The organism is Streptomyces sp. BPTC-684, from assembly GCF_030028635.1.
Taxonomy (GTDB): domain Bacteria; phylum Actinomycetota; class Actinomycetes; order Streptomycetales; family Streptomycetaceae; genus Streptomyces; species Streptomyces noboritoensis.
Map to the genome: position 1 here is coordinate 5030162 of NZ_CP124863.1, position 18298 is coordinate 5048459.

At 72.3% G+C, this 18298-nt stretch carries 17 protein-coding genes and 1 pseudogene; 10 read left to right on the forward strand and 8 right to left on the reverse strand.

Translation table 11 applies throughout. The features are described from left to right. Window position 1: 1 nt before the first annotated feature. From QIY60_RS22205 to QIY60_RS22215, 3 genes are all read left to right on the forward strand, one after another. The gene (locus QIY60_RS22205) at window positions 2-502 is read left to right on the forward strand and encodes a GNAT family N-acetyltransferase (protein WP_283144018.1); all 501 of its coding nucleotides are present in this window, start codon (window positions 2-4) and stop codon (window positions 500-502) included. A gap of 123 nt (window positions 503-625) precedes the next feature. Next, window positions 626-2080, forward strand: a complete 1455-nt coding sequence (locus QIY60_RS22210) for a penicillin-binding protein 2 (protein WP_283144019.1) — start codon at window positions 626-628, stop codon at window positions 2078-2080. 72 nt (window positions 2081-2152) lie between these two features. Next, a complete protein-coding gene (locus QIY60_RS22215; RefSeq protein WP_283144020.1) occupies window positions 2153-3370 on the forward strand; it encodes an MFS transporter in 1218 nt (405 codons plus the stop codon). 197 nt (window positions 3371-3567) lie between these two features. Here the strand turns inward: QIY60_RS22215 and QIY60_RS22220 are convergent, their stop codons facing one another. Beyond that, window positions 3568-4953: an MFS transporter gene (locus QIY60_RS22220; RefSeq protein WP_283144021.1), complete on the reverse strand. Its 1386-nt coding sequence runs from the start codon at window positions 4951-4953 to the stop codon at window positions 3568-3570. Between the two features lie 148 nt (window positions 4954-5101). On the opposite strand from QIY60_RS22220, the gene QIY60_RS22225 reads away from it, so the two are divergent. The 3 genes from QIY60_RS22225 to QIY60_RS22235 all read left to right on the forward strand — a co-directional run bounded on the left by QIY60_RS22225 (window position 5102) and on the right by QIY60_RS22235 (window position 8005). Then, window positions 5102-6028: a helix-turn-helix domain-containing protein gene (locus QIY60_RS22225; RefSeq protein WP_283146034.1), complete on the forward strand. Its 927-nt coding sequence runs from the start codon at window positions 5102-5104 to the stop codon at window positions 6026-6028. Window positions 6029-6113: 85 nt separating this feature from the next. Then, the gene (locus tag QIY60_RS22230) at window positions 6114-6833 is read left to right on the forward strand and encodes a DsbA family oxidoreductase (protein ID WP_283144022.1); all 720 of its coding nucleotides are present in this window, start codon (window positions 6114-6116) and stop codon (window positions 6831-6833) included. 113 nt (window positions 6834-6946) lie between these two features. Beyond that, window positions 6947-8005, forward strand: a complete 1059-nt coding sequence (locus QIY60_RS22235) for an aminotransferase class V-fold PLP-dependent enzyme (protein ID WP_283144023.1) — start codon at window positions 6947-6949, stop codon at window positions 8003-8005. Between the two features lie 165 nt (window positions 8006-8170). Here QIY60_RS22235 and QIY60_RS22240 read toward each other — a convergent pair whose 3' ends face one another. Then, window positions 8171-8683, reverse strand: coding sequence for a MarR family winged helix-turn-helix transcriptional regulator (locus tag QIY60_RS22240; protein ID WP_283144024.1), 513 nt, complete (start codon window positions 8681-8683; stop codon window positions 8171-8173). Between the two features lie 92 nt (window positions 8684-8775). On the opposite strand from QIY60_RS22240, the gene QIY60_RS22245 reads away from it, so the two are divergent. Continuing rightward, window positions 8776-9864 carry an alkene reductase gene (locus QIY60_RS22245; protein ID WP_283144025.1) on the forward strand — a complete coding sequence of 363 codons (1089 nt, stop codon included), beginning with the start codon at window positions 8776-8778 and terminating at the stop codon, window positions 9862-9864. Window positions 9865-9922: 58 nt separating this feature from the next. Beyond that, complete coding sequence (locus QIY60_RS22250) at window positions 9923-10618, forward strand: hypothetical protein (protein WP_283146035.1); 696 nt, start codon at window positions 9923-9925, stop codon at window positions 10616-10618. Here QIY60_RS22250 and QIY60_RS22255 read toward each other — a convergent pair. From QIY60_RS22255 to QIY60_RS22280, 6 genes and pseudogenes are all read right to left on the reverse strand, one after another. Then, window positions 10596-11240 (reverse strand): annotated as a pseudogene (locus QIY60_RS22255) (VOC family protein); the annotation flags it as partial. The gene QIY60_RS22250 and the pseudogene QIY60_RS22255 sit on opposite strands and share 23 nt — an antisense overlap. A 116-nt stretch (window positions 11241-11356) precedes the next feature. Beyond that, window positions 11357-12211 (reverse strand): ectoine hydroxylase, encoded by an 855-nt coding sequence (thpD, locus tag QIY60_RS22260; RefSeq protein WP_283144026.1) that lies wholly within the window; start codon window positions 12209-12211, stop codon window positions 11357-11359. Window positions 12212-12216: 5 nt separating this feature from the next. Then, window positions 12217-12621, reverse strand: a complete 405-nt coding sequence (locus QIY60_RS22265) for an ectoine synthase (protein ID WP_283144027.1) — start codon at window positions 12619-12621, stop codon at window positions 12217-12219. 45 nt (window positions 12622-12666) lie between these two features. Next, complete coding sequence (gene ectB, locus QIY60_RS22270; protein WP_283144028.1) at window positions 12667-13941, reverse strand: diaminobutyrate--2-oxoglutarate transaminase; 1275 nt, start codon at window positions 13939-13941, stop codon at window positions 12667-12669. Beyond that, a complete protein-coding gene (gene ectA, locus QIY60_RS22275) occupies window positions 13938-14447 on the reverse strand; it encodes a diaminobutyrate acetyltransferase (protein ID WP_283144029.1) in 510 nt (169 codons plus the stop codon). Before ectA ends, ectB begins: the two co-directional genes overlap by 4 nt. A gap of 291 nt (window positions 14448-14738) precedes the next feature. Continuing rightward, window positions 14739-15836: an aminotransferase class V-fold PLP-dependent enzyme gene (locus tag QIY60_RS22280; protein WP_283144030.1), complete on the reverse strand. Its 1098-nt coding sequence runs from the start codon at window positions 15834-15836 to the stop codon at window positions 14739-14741. Window positions 15837-15964: 128 nt separating this feature from the next. Between QIY60_RS22280 and QIY60_RS22285 the strand changes: the two genes are divergently transcribed. Together QIY60_RS22285 and QIY60_RS22290 are read left to right on the forward strand one after the other, a co-directional pair. After that, window positions 15965-17056, forward strand: coding sequence for an amidohydrolase family protein (locus QIY60_RS22285; RefSeq protein ID WP_283144031.1), 1092 nt, complete (start codon window positions 15965-15967; stop codon window positions 17054-17056). Window positions 17057-17395: 339 nt separating this feature from the next. Next, a complete protein-coding gene (locus QIY60_RS22290; RefSeq protein ID WP_283144032.1) occupies window positions 17396-18280 on the forward strand; it encodes an SCO1860 family LAETG-anchored protein in 885 nt (294 codons plus the stop codon). The last annotated feature ends 18 nt before the right edge of the window (window positions 18281-18298 follow it).

The following is an 18298-nucleotide window of genomic DNA, read 5'->3' on the forward strand; positions in this document are numbered from 1 at the left end:
CATGACCGTCTCCTCCTCCGCGCACGCCCGACCTGTCGTCGTCCTGCGGGAGGTGGTGGACGACGACCTTCCGGTGTTCTTCGCGCACATGAGCGACCCCGAGTCGGTGCGGGTCGCGGCCTTCGCCGCCGAGGACCCCACCGACCGGGTCCGCTTCGACGCCCACTGGGCCCGGATCCGCGCCTCGGGCGACCTGATACGCACGGTGCTCGCCGACGGCGAGGTGGCGGGCCACGCGGCGGTCTACGGCCCGCCGGACCACCGCGAGGTGACGTACTGGGTGGACCGCGCGCACTGGGGCCGCGGCATCGCCACCGCCGCCCTGTCGGCGCTGGTCGGGCTCGTACCGCAACGCCCGCTGCACGCCCGCGCCGCCGCCGACAACACCGGCTCGATCCGGGTGCTCCAGAAGTGCGGCTTCGAGATCGTCGGCCACGACCGCGGCTTCGCCAACGCCCGGGGCGCGGAGATCGACGAGGTCGTCCTCACACTGGCGCGCTGAACTCCCGTCCGCCGTCCTGTCCTGGGGAGCCCCCGGGGCGGATGCGGCGCGACAGATGAGAGCTTCCTGAGAAAACCGGCCAAAAGGAACGATTCGCGTCAGTCGCCTCGTCCTCTCCTCGGGATGAACAAGACGATCAGGCGCGCCGCGGTCTTCTGTCTGCTCATGGTGCTCGCCCTCCTGGGGCGGGCCACCTATGTGCAGTTCTACAAAGGCCAGGCCCTCGCGGACGACAAGCTGAACCGGCGGAACACCATCGCGCAGTACGCGAACCCGCTCGGGGACATCATCGTGGCCGGCTCCCCGGTCACCGGATCACAGAGGACGGCGAGCGGTGACCTCGCGTACAAACGCACGTACAAGAACGGCGAGCTGTACGCGGCGGTGACCGGCTTCAGCTCGCAGGTGTACGGGGCGACCCAGCTGGAGGGGATCTACGGCAAGGTGCTCGACGGCACCGACACCCGCATGAAGGACCCGCTCTCGGTGCTCACCGGCGAGCGGGCCCGCGGCGGCAACGTCCTGACCACCATCGACCCGGCGGTGCAGAAGGCCGCCTACGAGGCGCTCGGGAGCAAGAAGGGCGCGGCCGTCGCCATCGACCCGAAGACCGGCCGCGTCCTCGGCATGGTCTCGACGCCGTCGTACGACCCGTCGAAGATCGCCGGTTCGACGGACGGCGACGCCTGGAAGGCGCTCTCCGAGGACCCGGACAAGCCGATGGTCAACCGGGCGCTGCGCCAGCCGCTGCCGCCGGGTTCGACGTTCAAGCTGGTGGTGGCGGCAGCGGCGCTGGAGAACGGCCTCTATCCGTCGGTGGACACGAAGACCGACAGCCCCAACCCGTACACCCTGCCCGGCACCCGGACCGTGCTGAGCAATGAGAACCCGTCCGCCCCGTGCGAGAACGCCACCATCCGCACGGCGCTCCAGTACTCGTGCAACAACGTCTTCGCGAAGATGGCGGACCAGCTGGGCCAGGACGAGGTCCGGGCCATGGCGGAGAAGTTCGGCTTCAACGACGCCAAGCAGGACGTGCCGGTGCGGGCCTCGGCGAGCGTGTACCCGAAGGGCATGGACAAGGCGCAGACCGCGCTGACCGGCATCGGCCAGTTCGATGTGACGGCCACGCCGCTCCAGATGGCCATGGTGTCCGCCGCCATAGCCAACGACGGAGTCATGGCATCGCCCCATATGGTCTCCCAGGTGACGGACGCGGACGGCACGGCCCTCCAGTCCTACAAGGACGGCGACGGCAAGCGGATCATGTCGTCGGAGACCGCGCGCCAGCTGCGCGCCGCGATGGTGACGGTCGTCGAGGACGGCACCGGCTCCAACGCCAAGGTGCGCGGCGCCGAGGTCGGCGGCAAGACGGGCACGGCGCAGCACGGCGTGGGCAACTCCAAGACGCCGTACGCCTGGTTCACGTCGTACGCGAAGGACTCCTCCACCGGCAAGGAGGTGGCGGTGGCCGTGCTCATCGAGGACTCGGGCGCGGCGCGCTCGGAAGTGAGCGGCAACGGCCTGGCGGCGCCGGTGGCGCAGAAGATGATGCGGGCGGCGCTGGGCTCGTCGTAGGGCGTCGGCGGGTCCGGGAATAAGGAGTTCGCCGGATCCGCCGGGACGGCCTCACGGGCGAGATTGACGCCTGTGAACAGGACAGTTGAGAAGGCGGGCCGGGCCGGACCACTCGTACGGGTACTGACGGACCGCAACGCGGGCCTTTATCTGACCGGGGTGGTGGTGTCCGGGTTCGGGTCGTCGGCGATGTGGCTGACGGCCGGGATCTGGGCCAAGTCGCTGACCGGATCGGACACGTTGGCGGCGCTCACCGTCTTCGCCATGTGGGCGCCGACGCTGGTGGGGCCCCTGCTGGGAACGGTGGCGGACCGAGTACGCCGCCGCCCGCTCCTGGTGGGGATCAACATCGCCATGGCGGCCCTGCTGACGTCCCTGCTGGCGCTGGACTCGGCGGGCCGGATCTGGATCCTGTTCACGGTGCTCGTGGTGTACGGCGTGAACGGCGTCGTCCAGGACGCGGCCGAGGCGGCGCTGGTGGCCAAGGCCGTGGACCGGGACCTCCTCGCCGACTTCAACGGCCTGCGGATGACGGCCAACGAGGGCATGAAACTGGTGGCTCCGCTGGCGGGAGCGGGGCTGTACGCGCGGTTCGGCGGGGCGGCGGTGGCGGCCCTGGACGCGGTGACGTTTCTGCTGGCGGCGGGGATCTTCGCGCTGATACGGGTGCGGGAGGCGCGGCCGGTGCCGGGCGGCCACTGGACGGCCGACACGGCGGAGGGAGCGCGCACGGTGTGGCGCTCGCCGGTGCTGCGGCCGCTGGTGCTCGCGGGCGGGGCGACGATGCTGTGCGCGGGCCTGAACGGGGCGGCGATCTACGCGGTGGTGGACGAGCGGCTCGGCCACTCGGCGGCGTATGCGGGCGTGCTGTACGCGGTGCAGGGGGTGGGCTCGGTGGCGGCCGGGCTCCTGTCGGGCCCGCTGCTGCGCCGCCTGCCGGGCCACCGCTTCGCCGCCCTGGGCATCGCGGTGTTCGCCGTGTCGGTGGCCGGGCGGGCCCTTCCGTACGACGCGGTGGCGCTGGTGTGCAGTGCGGGGATCGGGCTCGGCCTGCCGTGCGTGCTGGTGGCCGCGATGACGGCGGTGCAGCGCTCGGTCCCGGACGCGGTGCTGGGGCGCACGGCGTCCACGGCGTCGACGCTGCTGTTCGTCCCGAACGCGGTGGGGTTGGGGGTGGGGGCGGGGTTGGTGGGGGTGGTGGGGGCGGAGGTGCTGGTGGTGTTGGTGGGGGTGGTGGCGACCGCGGTTGCGCTGGCGGGCCTGAGAGCCCCCACCCCGCCCCTTCCCTAAACCCTCCGGGGGTGGATGGGGGTGGAGGTGGTTTTCCCGGGGGCCGTGCCCCCGGACCCCGTTGCGGGGCCTGCGGCCCCTGCACCCCTGCCCGCGTTCGTCTGCGGGTTGTCTGTGGCTGGTCGCGCAGTTCCCCGCGCCCCTGAAATGCCGCTGCGCGGCATCGGCGCATTCAGGGGTGCGGGGAACTGCGCGAACTACCTCAACCGCCCCGTCGCCACCGCCGTCCCCCCGAACAGGACCGCCGCCACCACCAGCCCCACCCGCATCCCGGGTATGAAACCCCCCGTCACCAGCGCCCCGGACATCGCCACGCTCAGTGCCCCCGCGACCTGGCGGGCCGCGTTGAGTACGCCTGCCGCCAGGCCCGCGCGCTCCTGCGGCAGGGACTCCATCATCGCGGCCGTCAGGGCCGGGACCGCCAGGCCGCAGCCGAGGGCCAGGGGGATCAGGAGGAAGGCGACCAGGAGGGGCGGGGTGTGCTCGGAGGGGACGAGGAGCAGGAGCAGGCCCGCCAGGGCCACCAACTGGCCGAGCAGCATCGGGCGGCGCGGGCCGTAGCGGGTGGCGAGTTTGCCCGACAGGACGTTCGTCGCCGGGATCAGCGCCGTCATCGGCAGGAACATCAGCCCCGCCACCAGCGCCGACTCCCCCCGTACCCGCTGGAAGTAGAGAGAGAAGACGAAGATCACTCCGTAGAACGCCACGCTCGCCGCCGCGCCGACCGCGACCGCCACCGCGACCGTCGGCGTACGGAACAGGCCGAGCGGGACGACCGGATGGGCCGCGCGCGACTCGATCAGGAGGAAGGCGGCGCCGGAGACCAGTGCCACCCCGGCCGCCGCCAGGCGGACCGGGCCGGACTCGATCACCGCGAAGGCCAGCGCTGCCAGCGCCACGACCGCCGTCAGCTGCCCCGGCAGGTCCAGCGGCGCGGGCCGCCGCTCCGAGCGCGGGGCACGGGTCGTCAGGGCCAGGGCCGCCAGGCCCAGCGGGAGGTTGATGAAGAAGATCCCCCGCCAGTCCCACGCCGTGGTGAGCGCCCCGCCCGCGACCGGGCCGAGCGCCACCGCGACCGAACCGCCCGCCGCCCACAGCGCCACCGCGCGGGCCCGGCGCGCCGGATCCGCGTACGCCTGGCGCACCAGGGCGAGCGAGGCGGGCAGCACCACGGCGGCGGCCGCGCCCTGCACCACCCGGGCCCCGATCAGCACCCCGAGGTCCGGGGCCAGACCGCAGGCGGCCGAGGCGAGGACGAAGACGACCGTGCCGAGCGCGTACGCCCGGGCCGAGCCGATCCGGTCCGCGAAGGCGCCGGTCGACAGCATCAGCGCCGCGAAGGCGAGCGTGTACGCGTCGACCACCCACTGCAGCCCGGACATCCCGCCGCCCAGGTCGGAGCCGATCGCGGGCAGCGCCACGTTCACCACGGACGCGTCCAGCGTGATCAGGGCGAAGCCGAGGAGCGCGGCGGCCAGGGTGAGGCCGGGGGAGGGGGAGCGGGGCGGCCTGTGCCCCGCGGACCCGTCGGTGGTCAACTGCTCGGCTTCGGGGACGGATCGGCGTACGGCGTTGGGTGACATGCCCTCAGCCTGACGAGCCGCCGCCGGTTACAGTAGTGGCCTGAATGCCATGCATCCGGAGGTTCTGGCCATGAAGTCCGACCGGCAGGCCGTCGACCGGCCGTCCGCCCCCCACCGCGTCGTCGTCATCGCGCCCTCCCCCGTGTCGATGTTCAACCTCGCCATCCCCGAGCTGCTCTTCGCCAAGGTGGAGATCGACGGCGCCCCCGGGTACGAGCTGACCGTCTGCACCCCGGAGCCGGGCCCGGTCGCCACCACCGGCGGGCTCGACCTGTACGTGGGCCGGGGCCTGGACGCCGTGGCGGACGCCGACACGGTCCTGATCGCGGGGACGGGGCAGCGCTACGTACCCGATCCGCGCACTGTGGAGGCCGTCCGCCGGGCCGCCGCCGACGGGCGCCGGATCACCTCCATCTGCAGCGGCGCCTTCGTCCTCGCCGAGGCCGGACTGCTCGACGGGCGCAGCGCCACGACGTACTGGGAGCTCGCCGAGGAGCTGCGCCGGCGCTACCCGGCCCTCGACCTCAAGGGCGACGTCCTCTACGTCGAGGACGGGAACGTCATGACCTCGTCCGGATACGCGGCCGGGATCGACATGTGCCTGCACATCATCCGCACCGACTACGGCGCCGCCGTCGCCAACCAGGTGGCCAGGGCCGCCCTCGTCGCCCCGGTGCGGCCCGGCGGGCAGACCCAGTTCACCCAGACCCCGCTGCCCGCCGAGCGGGGCGTGGCCTGCGCCGACACCCGGGGCTGGGCGATGCGCAACCTGGACAAGCCGCTCACGCTCACCGACCTGGCCCGGCACGCGGGCGTCAGCGTGCGCACCCTGACCCGCCGCTTCCACGCCGAGAGCGGGGTCAGCCCCCTCCAGTGGCTGCTGCACCAGCGCATCGAGCGGGCCAAGGAGCTCCTGGAGACCACCGCGCTCGGCATGGACCAGATCGCCGAGGCCAGCGGCCTGGGCAGCGCCGACTCGCTCCGCGCCCATCTGGTCCGGCGCACCGGTCTGACCCCGAGCTCGTACCGGGCCACGTTCAGCAGGCTGGAGCCGGCCGCGGCAGCTGTGGGCTGATCTGGGGGAACGTGTCGGGAATGCCTCCCCCGTCCCGTACGTTTGAATACTTGAAAGTGACACAAACTACTCGGAGAGAAGTGACATGCGCGTCGAGATCTGGAGCGACATCGCCTGCCCGTGGTGCTACATCGGCAAGGCCCGGTTCGAGAAGGGCCTGGCGGAGTTCGCCCACCGCGACGACATCGAGGTCGTGCACCGCTCCTTCGAGCTCGACCCGAACCGCGCCAAGGACGCGGTCGGCCCGGTGATCCCGATGCTGGCCGAGAAGTACGGCCGCACCCTGGACGAGGCCCGGGGCATGGAGGAGCACGTCGCCTCCAACGCGCACGCCGAGGGCCTGGGCTACCTCACCGAGGGCCGGGACCACGGCAACACCTTCGACATCCACCGGCTGCTCCACCTGGCCAAGGCCCGGGGCCGCCAGGAGGCGCTGCTCGACCTCGCCTACCGCGCCAACTTCGCCGAGGAGCGCTCGGTCTTCGACGACGCGGTCCTGCTGGAGCTGGCCGTCGAGGCGGGTCTGGACGCCGACGAGGCGCGGGCCGTGCTCGCCGACGGGAGCGCGTACGCCGACGAGGTGCGCGCGGACGAGGCCGAGGCCGCCGCGCTCGGCGCCAGTGCGGTGCCGTTCTTCGTGGTCGACCGCAAGTACGGGATCTCCGGCGGGCAGCCCGCCGAGGTGTTCACGCGGGCCCTTGAGCAGGCCTGGCAGGAGCACGCCCCGGTGCTCGCCACGATCGGCGCCCCCGCGGCCGACGCCGAGTCCTGCGGCCCGGACGGGTGCGAGGTCCCGCGCGCGTGACGCACGTACGGGCGTGGCGCCACCCGTTTCGGCCCAACCCGTAAGCAATCGTTGACGGTTCCCTCCGCCTTTTGTCGATTGACCCCGGGGCGGGGGGACCGCAGGGTGGGATCATGGAGATCCTGGAACCTTTGTCGGGCGACGCGTTCGCGCCCGAGACGACGTATCTGAACACTTCCAGCTGCGGCCTGCTGCCCCGGCGTGCCGTGGCCGCCATCGCGCGGCTCGCCGGGGAGAACGCGGCGGGCACCCGCGAGGGCGCGGGCAGCTTCGACGCGCTCGCCGCCGTCCGCGGCTCGTTCGCCCGGCTCACCGGGGTCGGCGCCGACCGGGTCGCGCTCGGCTCGTCGGTCTCGGTGCACGTCGCCCTCGTCGCCCACTCGCTGCCCGCCGGGGCCGAAGTCCTCGCACCCGAGGGTGAGTTCAGCTCGGTGGTGCAGCCCTTCGCGGCGCGCGGCGACCTCAAGATGCGGTACGTGCCGCTGGAGTCGCTGGCCGAGTCGGTACGGCCGGGCACCGCGCTGGTCGCCTTCTCGTCAGTCCAGTCCGTCGACGGGCGGGTCGCGGACCTCGATGCCGTACGGGCCGCCGCGGCCGCGCACGGGGCCCGTACGCTCCTCGACGCCAGCCAGTCGGCGGGGTGGCTGCCGCTGGACGCGGGCGCGTACGACTACACGGTCACGGCCGGGTTCAAGTTCCTCGCCTGCCCGCGCGGTACGTCGTTCCTCACGGTGACCGAGGAGGCGCAGGAGCGGTTGGCGGCGCTGCACTCGGGGTGGTTCGCGGCGGAGGATCTGTCCGACAACTACGGGCCGGTGCGGGCCCTGGCGGGTGGCGCGCGGAGGTACGACGAGCCCGGCTCGTTCCTGTCGTACCACGCCGCCGCGGAGTCGCTTGCGATGCTGGAGTCCGTGGGGATCGGCGCTGTGTACGCACATGACATGGCGCTTGCGGGGCGCTTGCGGGCGGGGCTCGCGGCGCTCGGGCACCAGGTGATCGCGCCGGATTCGGCTGTCGTCGCTGTGCGAGAGCTTGGTGGGGTGCAGCCGGAACTGCTGCGGGCCGGGGTGTACGCGGGGGCCCGGGGCGGGAATCTGCGGTTCGCCGTCCATCTGTACAACTCGTCCGCCGACGTCGACCGGGCGTTGGAGGTGCTGGGCGCGGCTCTTTAAGGCCGGATTTTGGGTGCGGACCGTGCTGGGCTGAGCGCGTAGTTCCCCGCGCCCCTAAATGCGCCCCTGCGGGGCGCCCGGGGGATTGCCGTGCAGCGGCATCTAAGGGGCGCGGGGAACTGCGCGACCAGCCCACCACCGGGCCGCAGACGAATCACGCACCCCTCAGGGCCCCGGGCAGTCCTCCGGCGTCGCCATCGGGCACAGGTTCGCCTCCACCTTGTTCAGGAGGCGGGCCAGTTCGGCTCGTTCCGGGGTGGTCAGGCCTGCCAGGGTCTTTTCCTCCAGGTCGTTCCACGCCGCCTCGACCGTGTCGTGCAGGGCGCAGCTGGCCTCCGTCGCCTCCACCAGGGAGGCGCGGCGGTCGGTGGGGTCGGGGCGGCGGCGGACCTGGCCCGCCTGCTCCAGGCGCTGGAGCATCTTCGTCACCGTCGACGGGTCCAGCTCCAGCGCCTTGATCAGCTCGGACTGGCGCACCGCACCCGCGTCCCACAGGTGCATCATCAAGATCTCCTGGCCCGCGTAGAGCCCGGTCGCGCGCAGCAGACGGCCCGCGGCGACGCGGTGCAGCCGGGCCACCCGGGAGACGGCGTGGCTGATCGGGCCTCCCCGTGCCGCGCCCGGGGTGCGGGACAACTCCGTACAGAGAGGGTCTTGGCTGCGCGCGTCCGTGGTCATGCCACAACTTTACCTTGGTCGGCCAATTAATGGGTTACAGTGAAGCGCGTCGGATTGCTTGGCCGACCAACATAACGTCCCCTGGAGCTGTCATGACCACCGCCTTCGACCCGATCGACCTGTCCGGCCTCCGCCTCCCCAACCGCATCGCCATGGCGCCGATGACCCGCAGCCGCGCCTACGGCCCGGGCAACTCGCCCACCGCGTCCACGGCCGCGTACTACGCCCAGCGCGCCGGCGCCGGACTGATCATCAGCGAGGGCATCCAGCCGGCCGCCGTCGGCCAGGGCTACCCCGACACCCCCGGCCTGCACAGCGAGGAGCAGGTCGCCGCCTGGCGCGAGGTCACCGACGCCGTGCACGCCGAGGGCGGCCGCATCTTCGCCCAGCTGATGCACGCCGGCCGCATCGGCCACCCCGACCTGCTCCCCGGCGACCTGGTCAACGTCGCCCCGTCCCCGGTCGCCGCCGCCGGGAAGGTCTACACGCACGAGGGCCCGCAGGACTTCGTCACCCCGCGCGAGCTGACGGACGCCGAGGTCGTCGAGACCGTCGGCCAGTTCGTGTCGGCGGCGCGCAACGCCGTCGCGGCCGGGTTCGACGGGGTCGAGCTGCACGGCGCCAACGGCTATCTCATCCAGCAGTTCCTGGCGCCCAACACCAATCTGCGCACCGACCGCTGGGGCGGCTCCGACGAGGCCCGCACCCGGTTCGCCGTCGAGGTCGTCAAGGCCGTCGCCGCCGAGATCGGCGCGGGCCGCACCGCCCTGCGCATCTCGCCCGGAAACGGCTACAACGACATCAGCGAGCCCGCGCCGGAGGCCACGTACACCGCGCTGGTGCGCGACCTGGAGCCCGTCGGGCTCGCCTATCTGCACATCCTGGAGGGCGAGCCGGGGCACCGCGAGCTCACCGGGACCCTGCGCAAGCTGTTCAACGGCACGGTCGTGCTCAACGCGGCCACCGACGGCCCCACCGGCCCGGACGCGCTCGCGCTCATCGAGGACGGCACCGCCGACCTGCTCTCCTACGGGGCGCTCTACCTCGCCAACCCCGACCTGCCGCAGCGCCTGCGCACGGGCGGCCCGTTCAACGCCCCCGACCCGGCCACCTTCTTCGGCGGCGACGACAAGGGCTACCTCGACTACCCGGCGCTGGACGCCGCGGCCGTCGTGGCCTGACCCGGGCGAAAACCCTTCGTCACGGCCCGGTCCCGCGAGGGAGGATCGGGCCGTGACCATGGACACCGAGCAGGACGTACGGGTGCGCGCCGCCGCCCGCAACAACGCCGAGTGGTGTGCGGCGCTCTGCCGCGCGCACGGCATCACCGGCGCATGGGACCCGCGCGCCTGGGCCAGCGCCCGGCGCACCCCGCCGCTCTACCCCGACGCGGTGACCCTCGACCCGGGCGCCGGGCCGCGCGAGGTCGTGGAGCGGATCGACGCCTCACCGGGCGCCTCGGTCAAGGACAGCTTCGCCGCCCTGGACCTCGCGGCCGACGGCTTCGAGGTCCTCTTCGACGCCCAGTGGATCCACCGGCCCGCGCCCGAAGCGGGCGAGGGAGGGTGGGAACTGGTGCGTACTGAAGCCGAGTTGGCCGAGTGGGAGCAGGCGTGGTCCGACGGGGACAGCGGCGGTCTGTTCCCGGCCGGTCTGCTCGCCGACGACACCCACGCCTTCCTCGCGGCGCGGGACGCGGCGGGCCGGATCGTCGCGGGCGCCGTCGCCAGCCGCAGCGATGCGGTGGTCGGCGTCTCCAACCTGTTCGCGGCCGACGGCGACCTCGACGCGGCCTGGGCCGGCTGCCTGGGAACCCTCGCCCGGCACCGGCCCGGCCTCGACGTGGTCGGCTACGAGAGCGGCGACGACCTCGCGGCCGCCGTCCGCGCCGGGTTCACCCCGGTCGGCGGGCTCAGGATCTGGCTGCGTCACTGAGCGGTTCGCCGTACCAGCGCCAGGAGTCCTGGTGCGGCAGGTCCGGCAGCTCCGCCCGGCCGGTGGCCCACAGCAGCACGCGCCACCGGTCCGGATCCGCCGGAACCTCCCGGAACAGCCGCGCCAGGACCCGGCCGCACAGCCCGCCCGGCGGCGCCCAGGTGACCCCGAGGCCCGCCGCCACGTCATGGGTGTGCAGCAGCGTCTCGACGACGCCCATCGCCGCGAAGCCCTCCGGGTCCGAGATGCCGAAGCCGTGGTAGGCGCGGACGTCCGGGGACGCCGTGCGGACCATCGCGGTCAGCAGGGCGCCGCTGGCCTCCAGGGTCTGCAGGAGCCCGGCGGGCCCGGCCGTACGGTCCGCGTGCACCGCGTTGTGCGGCCCGCCGGGACGTTTCGCCTCCCACAGGTACGGCACCTCGCCGTCGAGCGGGGGTTGCTGCGGGCCGAGCTGCACGGCGTACGCGAAGAGGTCGTCCGAAAGGTGCTCGACGGTCTCCCAGCAGTCCCACTCCAGTGACCCCGCCTTCACGCTCCAGTCCGCGGCGAGCCCCGCCCGCAGCGCGGTGACGGAGAGCCGTACGGAGTGCTCGACATCGGCCGCGGTGACGGGAGTTCGTGAAGAGTCATCAGCCATGCGCCGACCGTACCAACGATCACCGTACGGCCGTGTGGAGGTCACCCCACCGGCGTGCTGTGACTCCCGGGGGCAACCCCCGGCCCCCCGGCCGGGGCCGGTCACCCCACCGGCGTGAAGTCTCTGGCGCCGATGAACTCCGGCCGGCGGATCGGGGCCGCGAACGGCTCGACCGCCGCGTTCTCCACGCTGTTGAAGACGATGAAGACGTTGCTGCGCGGATACGGGGTGATGTTGTCCCCGGAGCCGTGCATGCAGTTGCAGTCGAACCAGGTCGCCGAGCCCGCGCGGCCGGTGAACAGCCGGATCCCGTGCCGGTCCGCCATCCTCGTCAGCGCCCCGTCGGACGGCGTGCCGGCGTCCTGCATCTGGAGCGACTTCTTGTAGTTGTCCTTCGGCGTGGCCCCGGCGCAGCCCAGGAAGTCCCGGTGCGAACCCGGCATGATCATCAGGCCGCCGTTGGTGTCGTGGTTCTCGGTGAGCGCGATCGACACGGACACGGTCCGCATGTTCGCCAGGCCGTCCTCCGCGTGCCAGGTCTCGAAGTCCGAGTGCCAGTAGAAGCCCGACGCCCCGAACCCCGGCTTCACGTTGATGCGCGACTGGTGGACGTACACGTCCGAGCCCAGGATCCGCCGGGCGGTGCCGACCACGCGCTCGTCGCGCACCAGGCCCGCGAAGACCTCGCTGATGCGGTGCACCTCGAAGACCGAGCGCACCGACTGCGACTGCGGCTCGATGATCGACCGCTCGTCGGCGCGGACCGCCGGATCGGCGATCATCCGCTCCAACTCGCGGCGGTAGAAGGCCACTTCGTCAGCCGCGAGCAGCTGGTCGACGGTGAGGAAGCCGTCCTTCTCGTACGATTCGAGCCCGGCGGAGGGCCCCCAGACGACGGGGTCCTGACGGGGGGTCACCACTTCGGTGGCGCCTCGGGTGGGGTACAGGTCCTGCATGTTTCTCAGCCCTCCTCGGGTTCGGTCAGCAGGGGGTAGACGCCGTTCTCGTCGTGGTCCTCCCGTCCGGTGACGGGCGGGTTGAAGACGCAGACGCAGCGGAAGTCGGTCTTGGGGCGCAGAGTGTGGCGCTCATGGCCGTTCAGCAGGTACATCGTGCCGGGTGCGATCCAGTGGGTCAGGCCGGTCTCGTGGTCGGTGAGCTCGGCCTCGCCCTCCACGCACAGCACCGCCTCGATGTGGTTGGCGTACCACATCGAGGTCTCGGTGCCCGCGTACAGCACCGTCTCGTGCAGCGAGAAGCCGACCTTCTCCTCGGCGAGCACGATCCGCTTGCTCTCCCAGGTGCCGGAGGCGGCGCGGACATGGCGCTCGGTGTTCTCGATGTCCTTCAACGAGCGGACGATCACGGTGAGTTGCTCCCTTTCCTCTTGCGTGACTTGTGTGCGTACGGGTCAGACGGCCGTTTCGCGGACCGCGCGGGCGAGGGTGCGCAGACCCTCGTCGAGCTCGTCCCGCGTGATCGTCAGCGGCGGGAGCAGCTTGGCGACCTCGCTCTGCGGGCCCGACGTCTCGACCAGCAGCCCGAGCTCGAAGGCGCGCCGCGCCACCGCGCCCGCCCGCGCCTTGTCGTGGAACTCGATGCCCCAGACCAGGCCGTGGCCCCGGTACTCCTTGATGTCGGCCAGGTTCTCCTCGGTGATCGAGATCAGGGCCTGCTCGACCTGCTCGCCGCGGGCCCGGGTCTGCTTCTCCAGGGCGCCGCCGTCGGCCCAGTACGCCTCCAGGGCCGCGGTCGCGGTGACGAAGGCCGGGTTGTTGCCGCGGAAGGTGCCGTTGTGCTCGCCCGGCTCCCACACGTCCAGCTCCGGCCGGAACAGGCACAGCGACATGGGCAGTCCGTAGCCGCTGATCGACTTGGACAGGGTGACGATGTCCGGGGTGATGCCCGCCTCCTCGAACGAGAAGAACGCGCCGGTGCGCCCGCAGCCCATCTGGATGTCGTCGACGATCAGGAGCATGTCCTGGCGCCGGCACAGGTCCGCGAGGGCGCGCAGCCACTCGGGGCGGGCCACGTTGATGCCGCCCTCGCCCTGCACGGTCTCCACGATCACGGCGGCGGGCTTGTTGAGCCCGGAGCCCTGGTCCTGAAGGAGCCGCTCGAACCACAGGAAGTCGGGCACCTGCCCGTCCAGGTAGTTGTCGAACGGCATCGGTGTGCCGTGCACCAGCGGGATGCCGGCCCCGGCCCGCTTGAACGCGTTGCCGGTGACCGCGAGCGAGCCGAGCGACATGCCGTGGAAGGCGTTGGTGAAGGAGACGATCGACTCGCGGCCCTTCACCTTCCGGGCCAGCTTCAGCGCCGCCTCGACCGCGTTGGTGCCGGTCGGGCCGGGGAACATCACCTTGTACGGCAGGTCGCGCGGGCGCAGCACCACGTTTTGGAAGGTCTCCAGGAACGTGCGTTTCGCGGTGGTCGCCATGTCCAGGCCGTGGGTGATGCCGTCGCGTTCCAGATAGTCGAGCAGGGCGCGTTTCAACACCGGGTTGTTGTGGCCGTAGTTGAGCGATCCGGCTCCGGCGAAGAAGTCGAGGTACTCGTGGCCGTCCTCGTCGGTGAGCCGGGCGCCCTGGGCGCGGTCGAAGACGGCCGGCCAGCCGCGGCAGTAGCTGCGCACCTCCGACTCGACTGCCTCGAAGACGCTCAGTGCGGGCGGGGTGATGGTCACAGTCGTACTCCCAGGTCGATCCGGTAGAGGACTTCCGCCTTGTGCCCCTCGTCGGGGAAGAGGCCGCTGTCGAAGAGGACCTCGCGGCGGGGCGCGGTGCCGCGCCGCTCGGCGAAGGCGGTGAACAGCCGGTCGGAGGCGGTGTTGTCGGGGGTCACGGTGGTCTCGACGGAGCTGATCCCGTGCGAGTCGGCGACCTTCCCGGTCAGCGCTTCGAGCAGGGTCCCGGCCAGGCCGCGCCCCCGGTGCTCGCGGTCGACGGCGACCTGCCAGACGACGAGCGTCCCGGGCCGGGCGGGCCTGATGTACCCGGTGACGAAGGCGATCGGCTCACCGGTGGCGTCGCGCGCCACCACGGAGGTGGCGGCGAAGTCGCGGCACCAGAGCAGATAGCTGTACGAGGAGTTGAGGTCCAGGACTTGTGAGTCGCGGGCGATACGCCAGATCGCGGCGCCGTCCTCGACGCGTGGGGTGTCGATATGGACAACGGTCTGTGCGGCGGTCATGCGGAGGGAATTTACCCAGCGGAAATCGAAATCGCATTCCCGGTGGGGGGTGTGCGGCGCGCGGTTCTGTGTTATCACGCGGGCACATGCGCAAGGCTTTTTGTCCGGTAATTCCCGGACAAAAAGGCACGCTTGTGGAGTCGATCACACCCGCCGGAGGGCCGGAGAAACCTTGTTGAGATCGTGTGTTTGAGATCAACAAGCCGGGGCAGAAGAAAACGGGAAGCTGCTCTGGATAAAGCGGCTTCCCGTTTACTGGAATTAATCGGCTATTTATCTGCGGTAAAGGTGTTACCAGGTTTCCGAAACGGCCTTGCGGGCAGCTTCCGCATCGACCCGCCGGCCCGTCTCGCCCAGCGCCGCACCCAGCGCCGCGAGCGAGCCCTGCACCGCACCCCGCGTGGCATCGGCGCCGTAGTGGTTGACCCGGATCATCTCCTTCGCCAGCGCCCCGCCGCCCGCGATCAGCGGCAGCGCCGGGTCGGACGCCAGCGCCTTGGCGACCAGCTCGGAGGCGTCGACGCCCTCGGGGGCGCGCAGGGTCGTGGCCACCGGGGCCGCGTCCCGCGCCTCGTACACATACGGCTCCAGACCGCCGCCGAGCGCCGAGGCGCCCGCCCGGGTCGCGGCCGCCGCCGACGCGTGCCGGGCCGTCACCGCGCCGAGCCCCTCCGCCTCGATCCGCTCCACGCACGCCTCCAGGGCCAGCATCTCCAGCTGCGCCGGGGCGTGCAGCAGCGCCTTGCGGCCGCCGTCGATCCAGCGCTCCTTCCAGTCGAGCAGCGACAGGTAGGAGCGGCGCGGGGCGCGCGGGTTGGCGGCGATCCGGGCCCAGGCGCGCTCGCTCACCGACACCGCCGAGACGCCCGCCGGGCCGCCCATCGCCTTCTGCGCGCCGATCACGCACAGGTCCACGCCCCACGCGTCCGGCAGCAGCGGCTCGGCGGCCACCGAGGCGACCGCGTCCAGCATGAACAGCGCGCCGTGCCGGCGGACCACCTCGCCGATCTCCGCCACCGGGTTGGTGTTGCCGGTCGCCGCCTCCGCGTGCACCAGGGAGACGAAGTCGACCTCCGGGTGCTCGGTGAGTGCCCGGTCGATCTGCTCGGCGGTGACGGCCGTGTGGAACGGCACCTCCAGGTCCACGACCTCGGCGCCGCAGTCCCGCAGCCAGTTGCCGAAGGTCTGGCCGTACGGGCCGGTCACCACGTTCAGGGCGGTGGAGCCCGGGTGCGCGGCGCCCCGGATGCAGCCCTCCAGCGGCAGCAGCGCCTCGCCCTGCATGATCACCACGTCCTGCCCGGTGCCGAGCAGCGCGGCCACCCGCCGCTCGATGGCCGCGAAGCGGTCGGCGGTCAGCGGGGCCAGGTCGAGGAACGGGTGCGTCACAGCGGTGCCTTCTTCACGTCATCGGGTGTGCCGGGTACGTCAGCGGGTGTTCGGTACGTCAGCGGGTGCGCGGTGCTTCGGTGGGTGTACCCGGTCGAGCCTACCCAGCGCCTCGTACAGTGCTGACCATGAGCGATCACGTGGTGCTGCATGTGAAGGGGCGGGTGCTCGTCGGTCCCGAGGAGGTGCGGGACGAACTGTGGGCGGTGGACGGCCGGATCACCTACGAGCGCCCGCCGGGCGCGGTGGACGCGGTCACGGTCAACGGCTGGGCGCTGCCCGGCCTGGTCGACGCGCACTGCCACGTCGGGCTCGACCAGCACGGCCCGGTCGACGACGAGACCAGCGAGAAGCAGGCCCTCCAGGACCGGGAGGCGGGCACCCTGCTGGTACGGGACGCGGGCTCGCCCTCCGACACCCGCTGGATCGACGACCGCGAGGACCTGCCGAAGATCATCCGCGCGGGCCGCCACATCGCGCGCACCCGCCGCTACATCCGCAACTACGCCCATGAGATCGAGCCCGGCGACCTCGTCGCGTACGTGGCCCGCGAGGCGCGGCGCGGCGACGGCTGGGTCAAGCTGGTCGGCGACTGGATCGACCGCGAGGTGGGCGACCTGTCGCCGTGCTGGCCGCGCGGCGAGGTCGAGGCGGCCATCGCCGAGGCACACCGGCTCGGCGCGCGGGTGACGGCCCACTGCTTCGCCGAGGACTCGCTGCGCGACCTGGTCGAGGCGGGCATCGACTGCGTCGAGCACGCGACGGGCCTGACCGAGGACACGATCCCGCTGTTCGCGGAGCGCGGCGTCGCCATCGTCCCGACCCTGGTCAACATCGCCACGTTCCCGCACCTCGCGGACGGCGGGGAGGCCAAGTTCCCGGTCTGGTCGGCCCATATGCGCCGCCTCCACGCCCGCCGCTACGACACGGTCCGCGCCGCGTACGACGCCGGAATCCCGGTCTTCGTCGGCACCGACGCGGGCGGTTCGATGGCACACGGCCTGGTCGCGGCGGAGGTGGCGGAACTGGTCAAGGCGGGCATCCCCCCGGTCGAGGCCCTCTCGGCCACGGCCTGGGGCGCCCGCGCCTGGCTGGGCCGCCCGGTCCTGGAGGAGGGCGCCCCGGCGGACCTGGTGGTGTACGAGGAGGACCCCCGGGCGGACGTACGCGCACTGGCGGCGCCGAGCCGGATCGTCCTCAACGGGCGGATCGTGGGATGAGGGCGGGGAGTTGACGCGGAGGGTGACGGTCCGGGGGACGAGCTCGTTGTAGCCGTTTCGGCGCGGTGGCGCGACCGCCGGTGGGGACCACCGGCGTACGCCACGGGACCGGGGGCGGGGGCGTCGTGGACGAACGCACACGCGGTTGAACTCGAACGGAAGGGCGTGTCGGTCCCCCCGTGGGGTGAACTAACCCCAGGTGTACGCGAGTTCACTCTCCGTGCGTAAAGATTCCGGTGTCCCAAGTCATCGGCGCGCCCCTGGCTCACCCGAGTCCCACGAGTCCCCGTGGGAGGGCGCGGGGTGACGGCTCATGTCTCCCGTGGGGGTTCCACCACCTTGAACACCATCGACTTCCGCCTGCCCGTACGCACCTCGGCCGCGCTGGCGCTGACGCTCGGCTCACTGACCCTGGCGACGCCCGTCCCGGCGTACGCGACGGGGGGCGGTGAGGGAAGGGCGAGCGCGGTAGTGCTGCGCACCGGCCTCGACGTCTCCCTGCTCAACAAGACGATCGAGGTCCCTCTGAAGACCACGCTCAACGAGGTCCGGGCGCCCGCCGGTTCGCGTACGGCGAGGGAGACGGCGCTGGAGGTGAAGCTGGACGGTGTGGAGAAGGGGCAGCCGGTCAGCGTCCTGAAGGCGGACGTGGCGACCGCGACGGCGACGGTGGCGGCGGACCGGGCGGAGGGCGCCACGCACCTGCTCCACGCCCGGCTGCACGTCCCCGGGCTGCCGCTGCTGTCCCTGGTGGAGGTCCAGGACGTCACCGCGAAGGCGGTCTGCGCGGCGGGCGCGCGCCCGGTGGCGTCGTCCAACCTGCTGGGCGCGGTGACGGTACTGGGGAAGAAGCTGACCCTGACGACGGGCGGGACGACGCGGGTGGCGGTGCCGGGGGTGGGCGAGGTGACCCTCGACCTGTCGTCGTCCCGCACGACGTCCCGCACGGCGGCGGCGACGGCCCTGCGCCTGAAGGTCTCGGTGAATCCGCTGAAGCTGAACGTGGCGGAGGTGGAGGGCGAGGTGACGCTGGCGGAGGCCACGTGCGAGACCCCGCGCCCGCTGTCGCGTACATCGAGCACGTCCGTACGCCCCCAGACGCTCGCCGCGGACCCGGAGCTCGCGGAGACGGGCGGGGGCGGTCCGACGCGGTACGTGATCGGCGGGGCGGCGGCGTTGCTGGCGGCGGGCGGGGTGGCGGTGACACGGGCACGGCGGGGCTGATTTCTTGGCCCGGGGTTT

Excerpts from the sequence above, each read along its gene's own strand:
- QIY60_RS22205 (WP_283144018.1), top strand. The coding sequence starts at position 2 with ATGACCGTCTCCTCCTCCGCGCACGCCCGACCTGTCGTCGTCCTGCGG.
- QIY60_RS22210 (WP_283144019.1), top strand. The coding sequence starts at position 626 with ATGAACAAGACGATCAGGCGCGCCGCGGTCTTCTGTCTGCTCATGGTG.
- QIY60_RS22220 (WP_283144021.1), bottom strand. The coding sequence starts at position 4,953 with ATGTCACCCAACGCCGTACGCCGATCCGTCCCCGAAGCCGAGCAGTTG.
- QIY60_RS22225 (WP_283146034.1), top strand. The coding sequence starts at position 5,102 with ATGTTCAACCTCGCCATCCCCGAGCTGCTCTTCGCCAAGGTGGAGATC.
- QIY60_RS22230 (WP_283144022.1), top strand. The coding sequence starts at position 6,114 with ATGCGCGTCGAGATCTGGAGCGACATCGCCTGCCCGTGGTGCTACATC.
- QIY60_RS22235 (WP_283144023.1), top strand. The coding sequence starts at position 6,947 with ATGGAGATCCTGGAACCTTTGTCGGGCGACGCGTTCGCGCCCGAGACG.
- QIY60_RS22240 (WP_283144024.1), bottom strand. The coding sequence starts at position 8,683 with ATGACCACGGACGCGCGCAGCCAAGACCCTCTCTGTACGGAGTTGTCC.
- QIY60_RS22245 (WP_283144025.1), top strand. The coding sequence starts at position 8,776 with ATGACCACCGCCTTCGACCCGATCGACCTGTCCGGCCTCCGCCTCCCC.
- QIY60_RS22250 (WP_283146035.1), top strand. The coding sequence starts at position 9,923 with ATGGACACCGAGCAGGACGTACGGGTGCGCGCCGCCGCCCGCAACAAC.
- thpD (WP_283144026.1), bottom strand. The coding sequence starts at position 12,211 with ATGCAGGACCTGTACCCCACCCGAGGCGCCACCGAAGTGGTGACCCCC.
- ectA (WP_283144029.1), bottom strand. The coding sequence starts at position 14,447 with ATGACCGCCGCACAGACCGTTGTCCATATCGACACCCCACGCGTCGAG.
- QIY60_RS22285 (WP_283144031.1), top strand. The coding sequence starts at position 15,965 with ATGAGCGATCACGTGGTGCTGCATGTGAAGGGGCGGGTGCTCGTCGGT.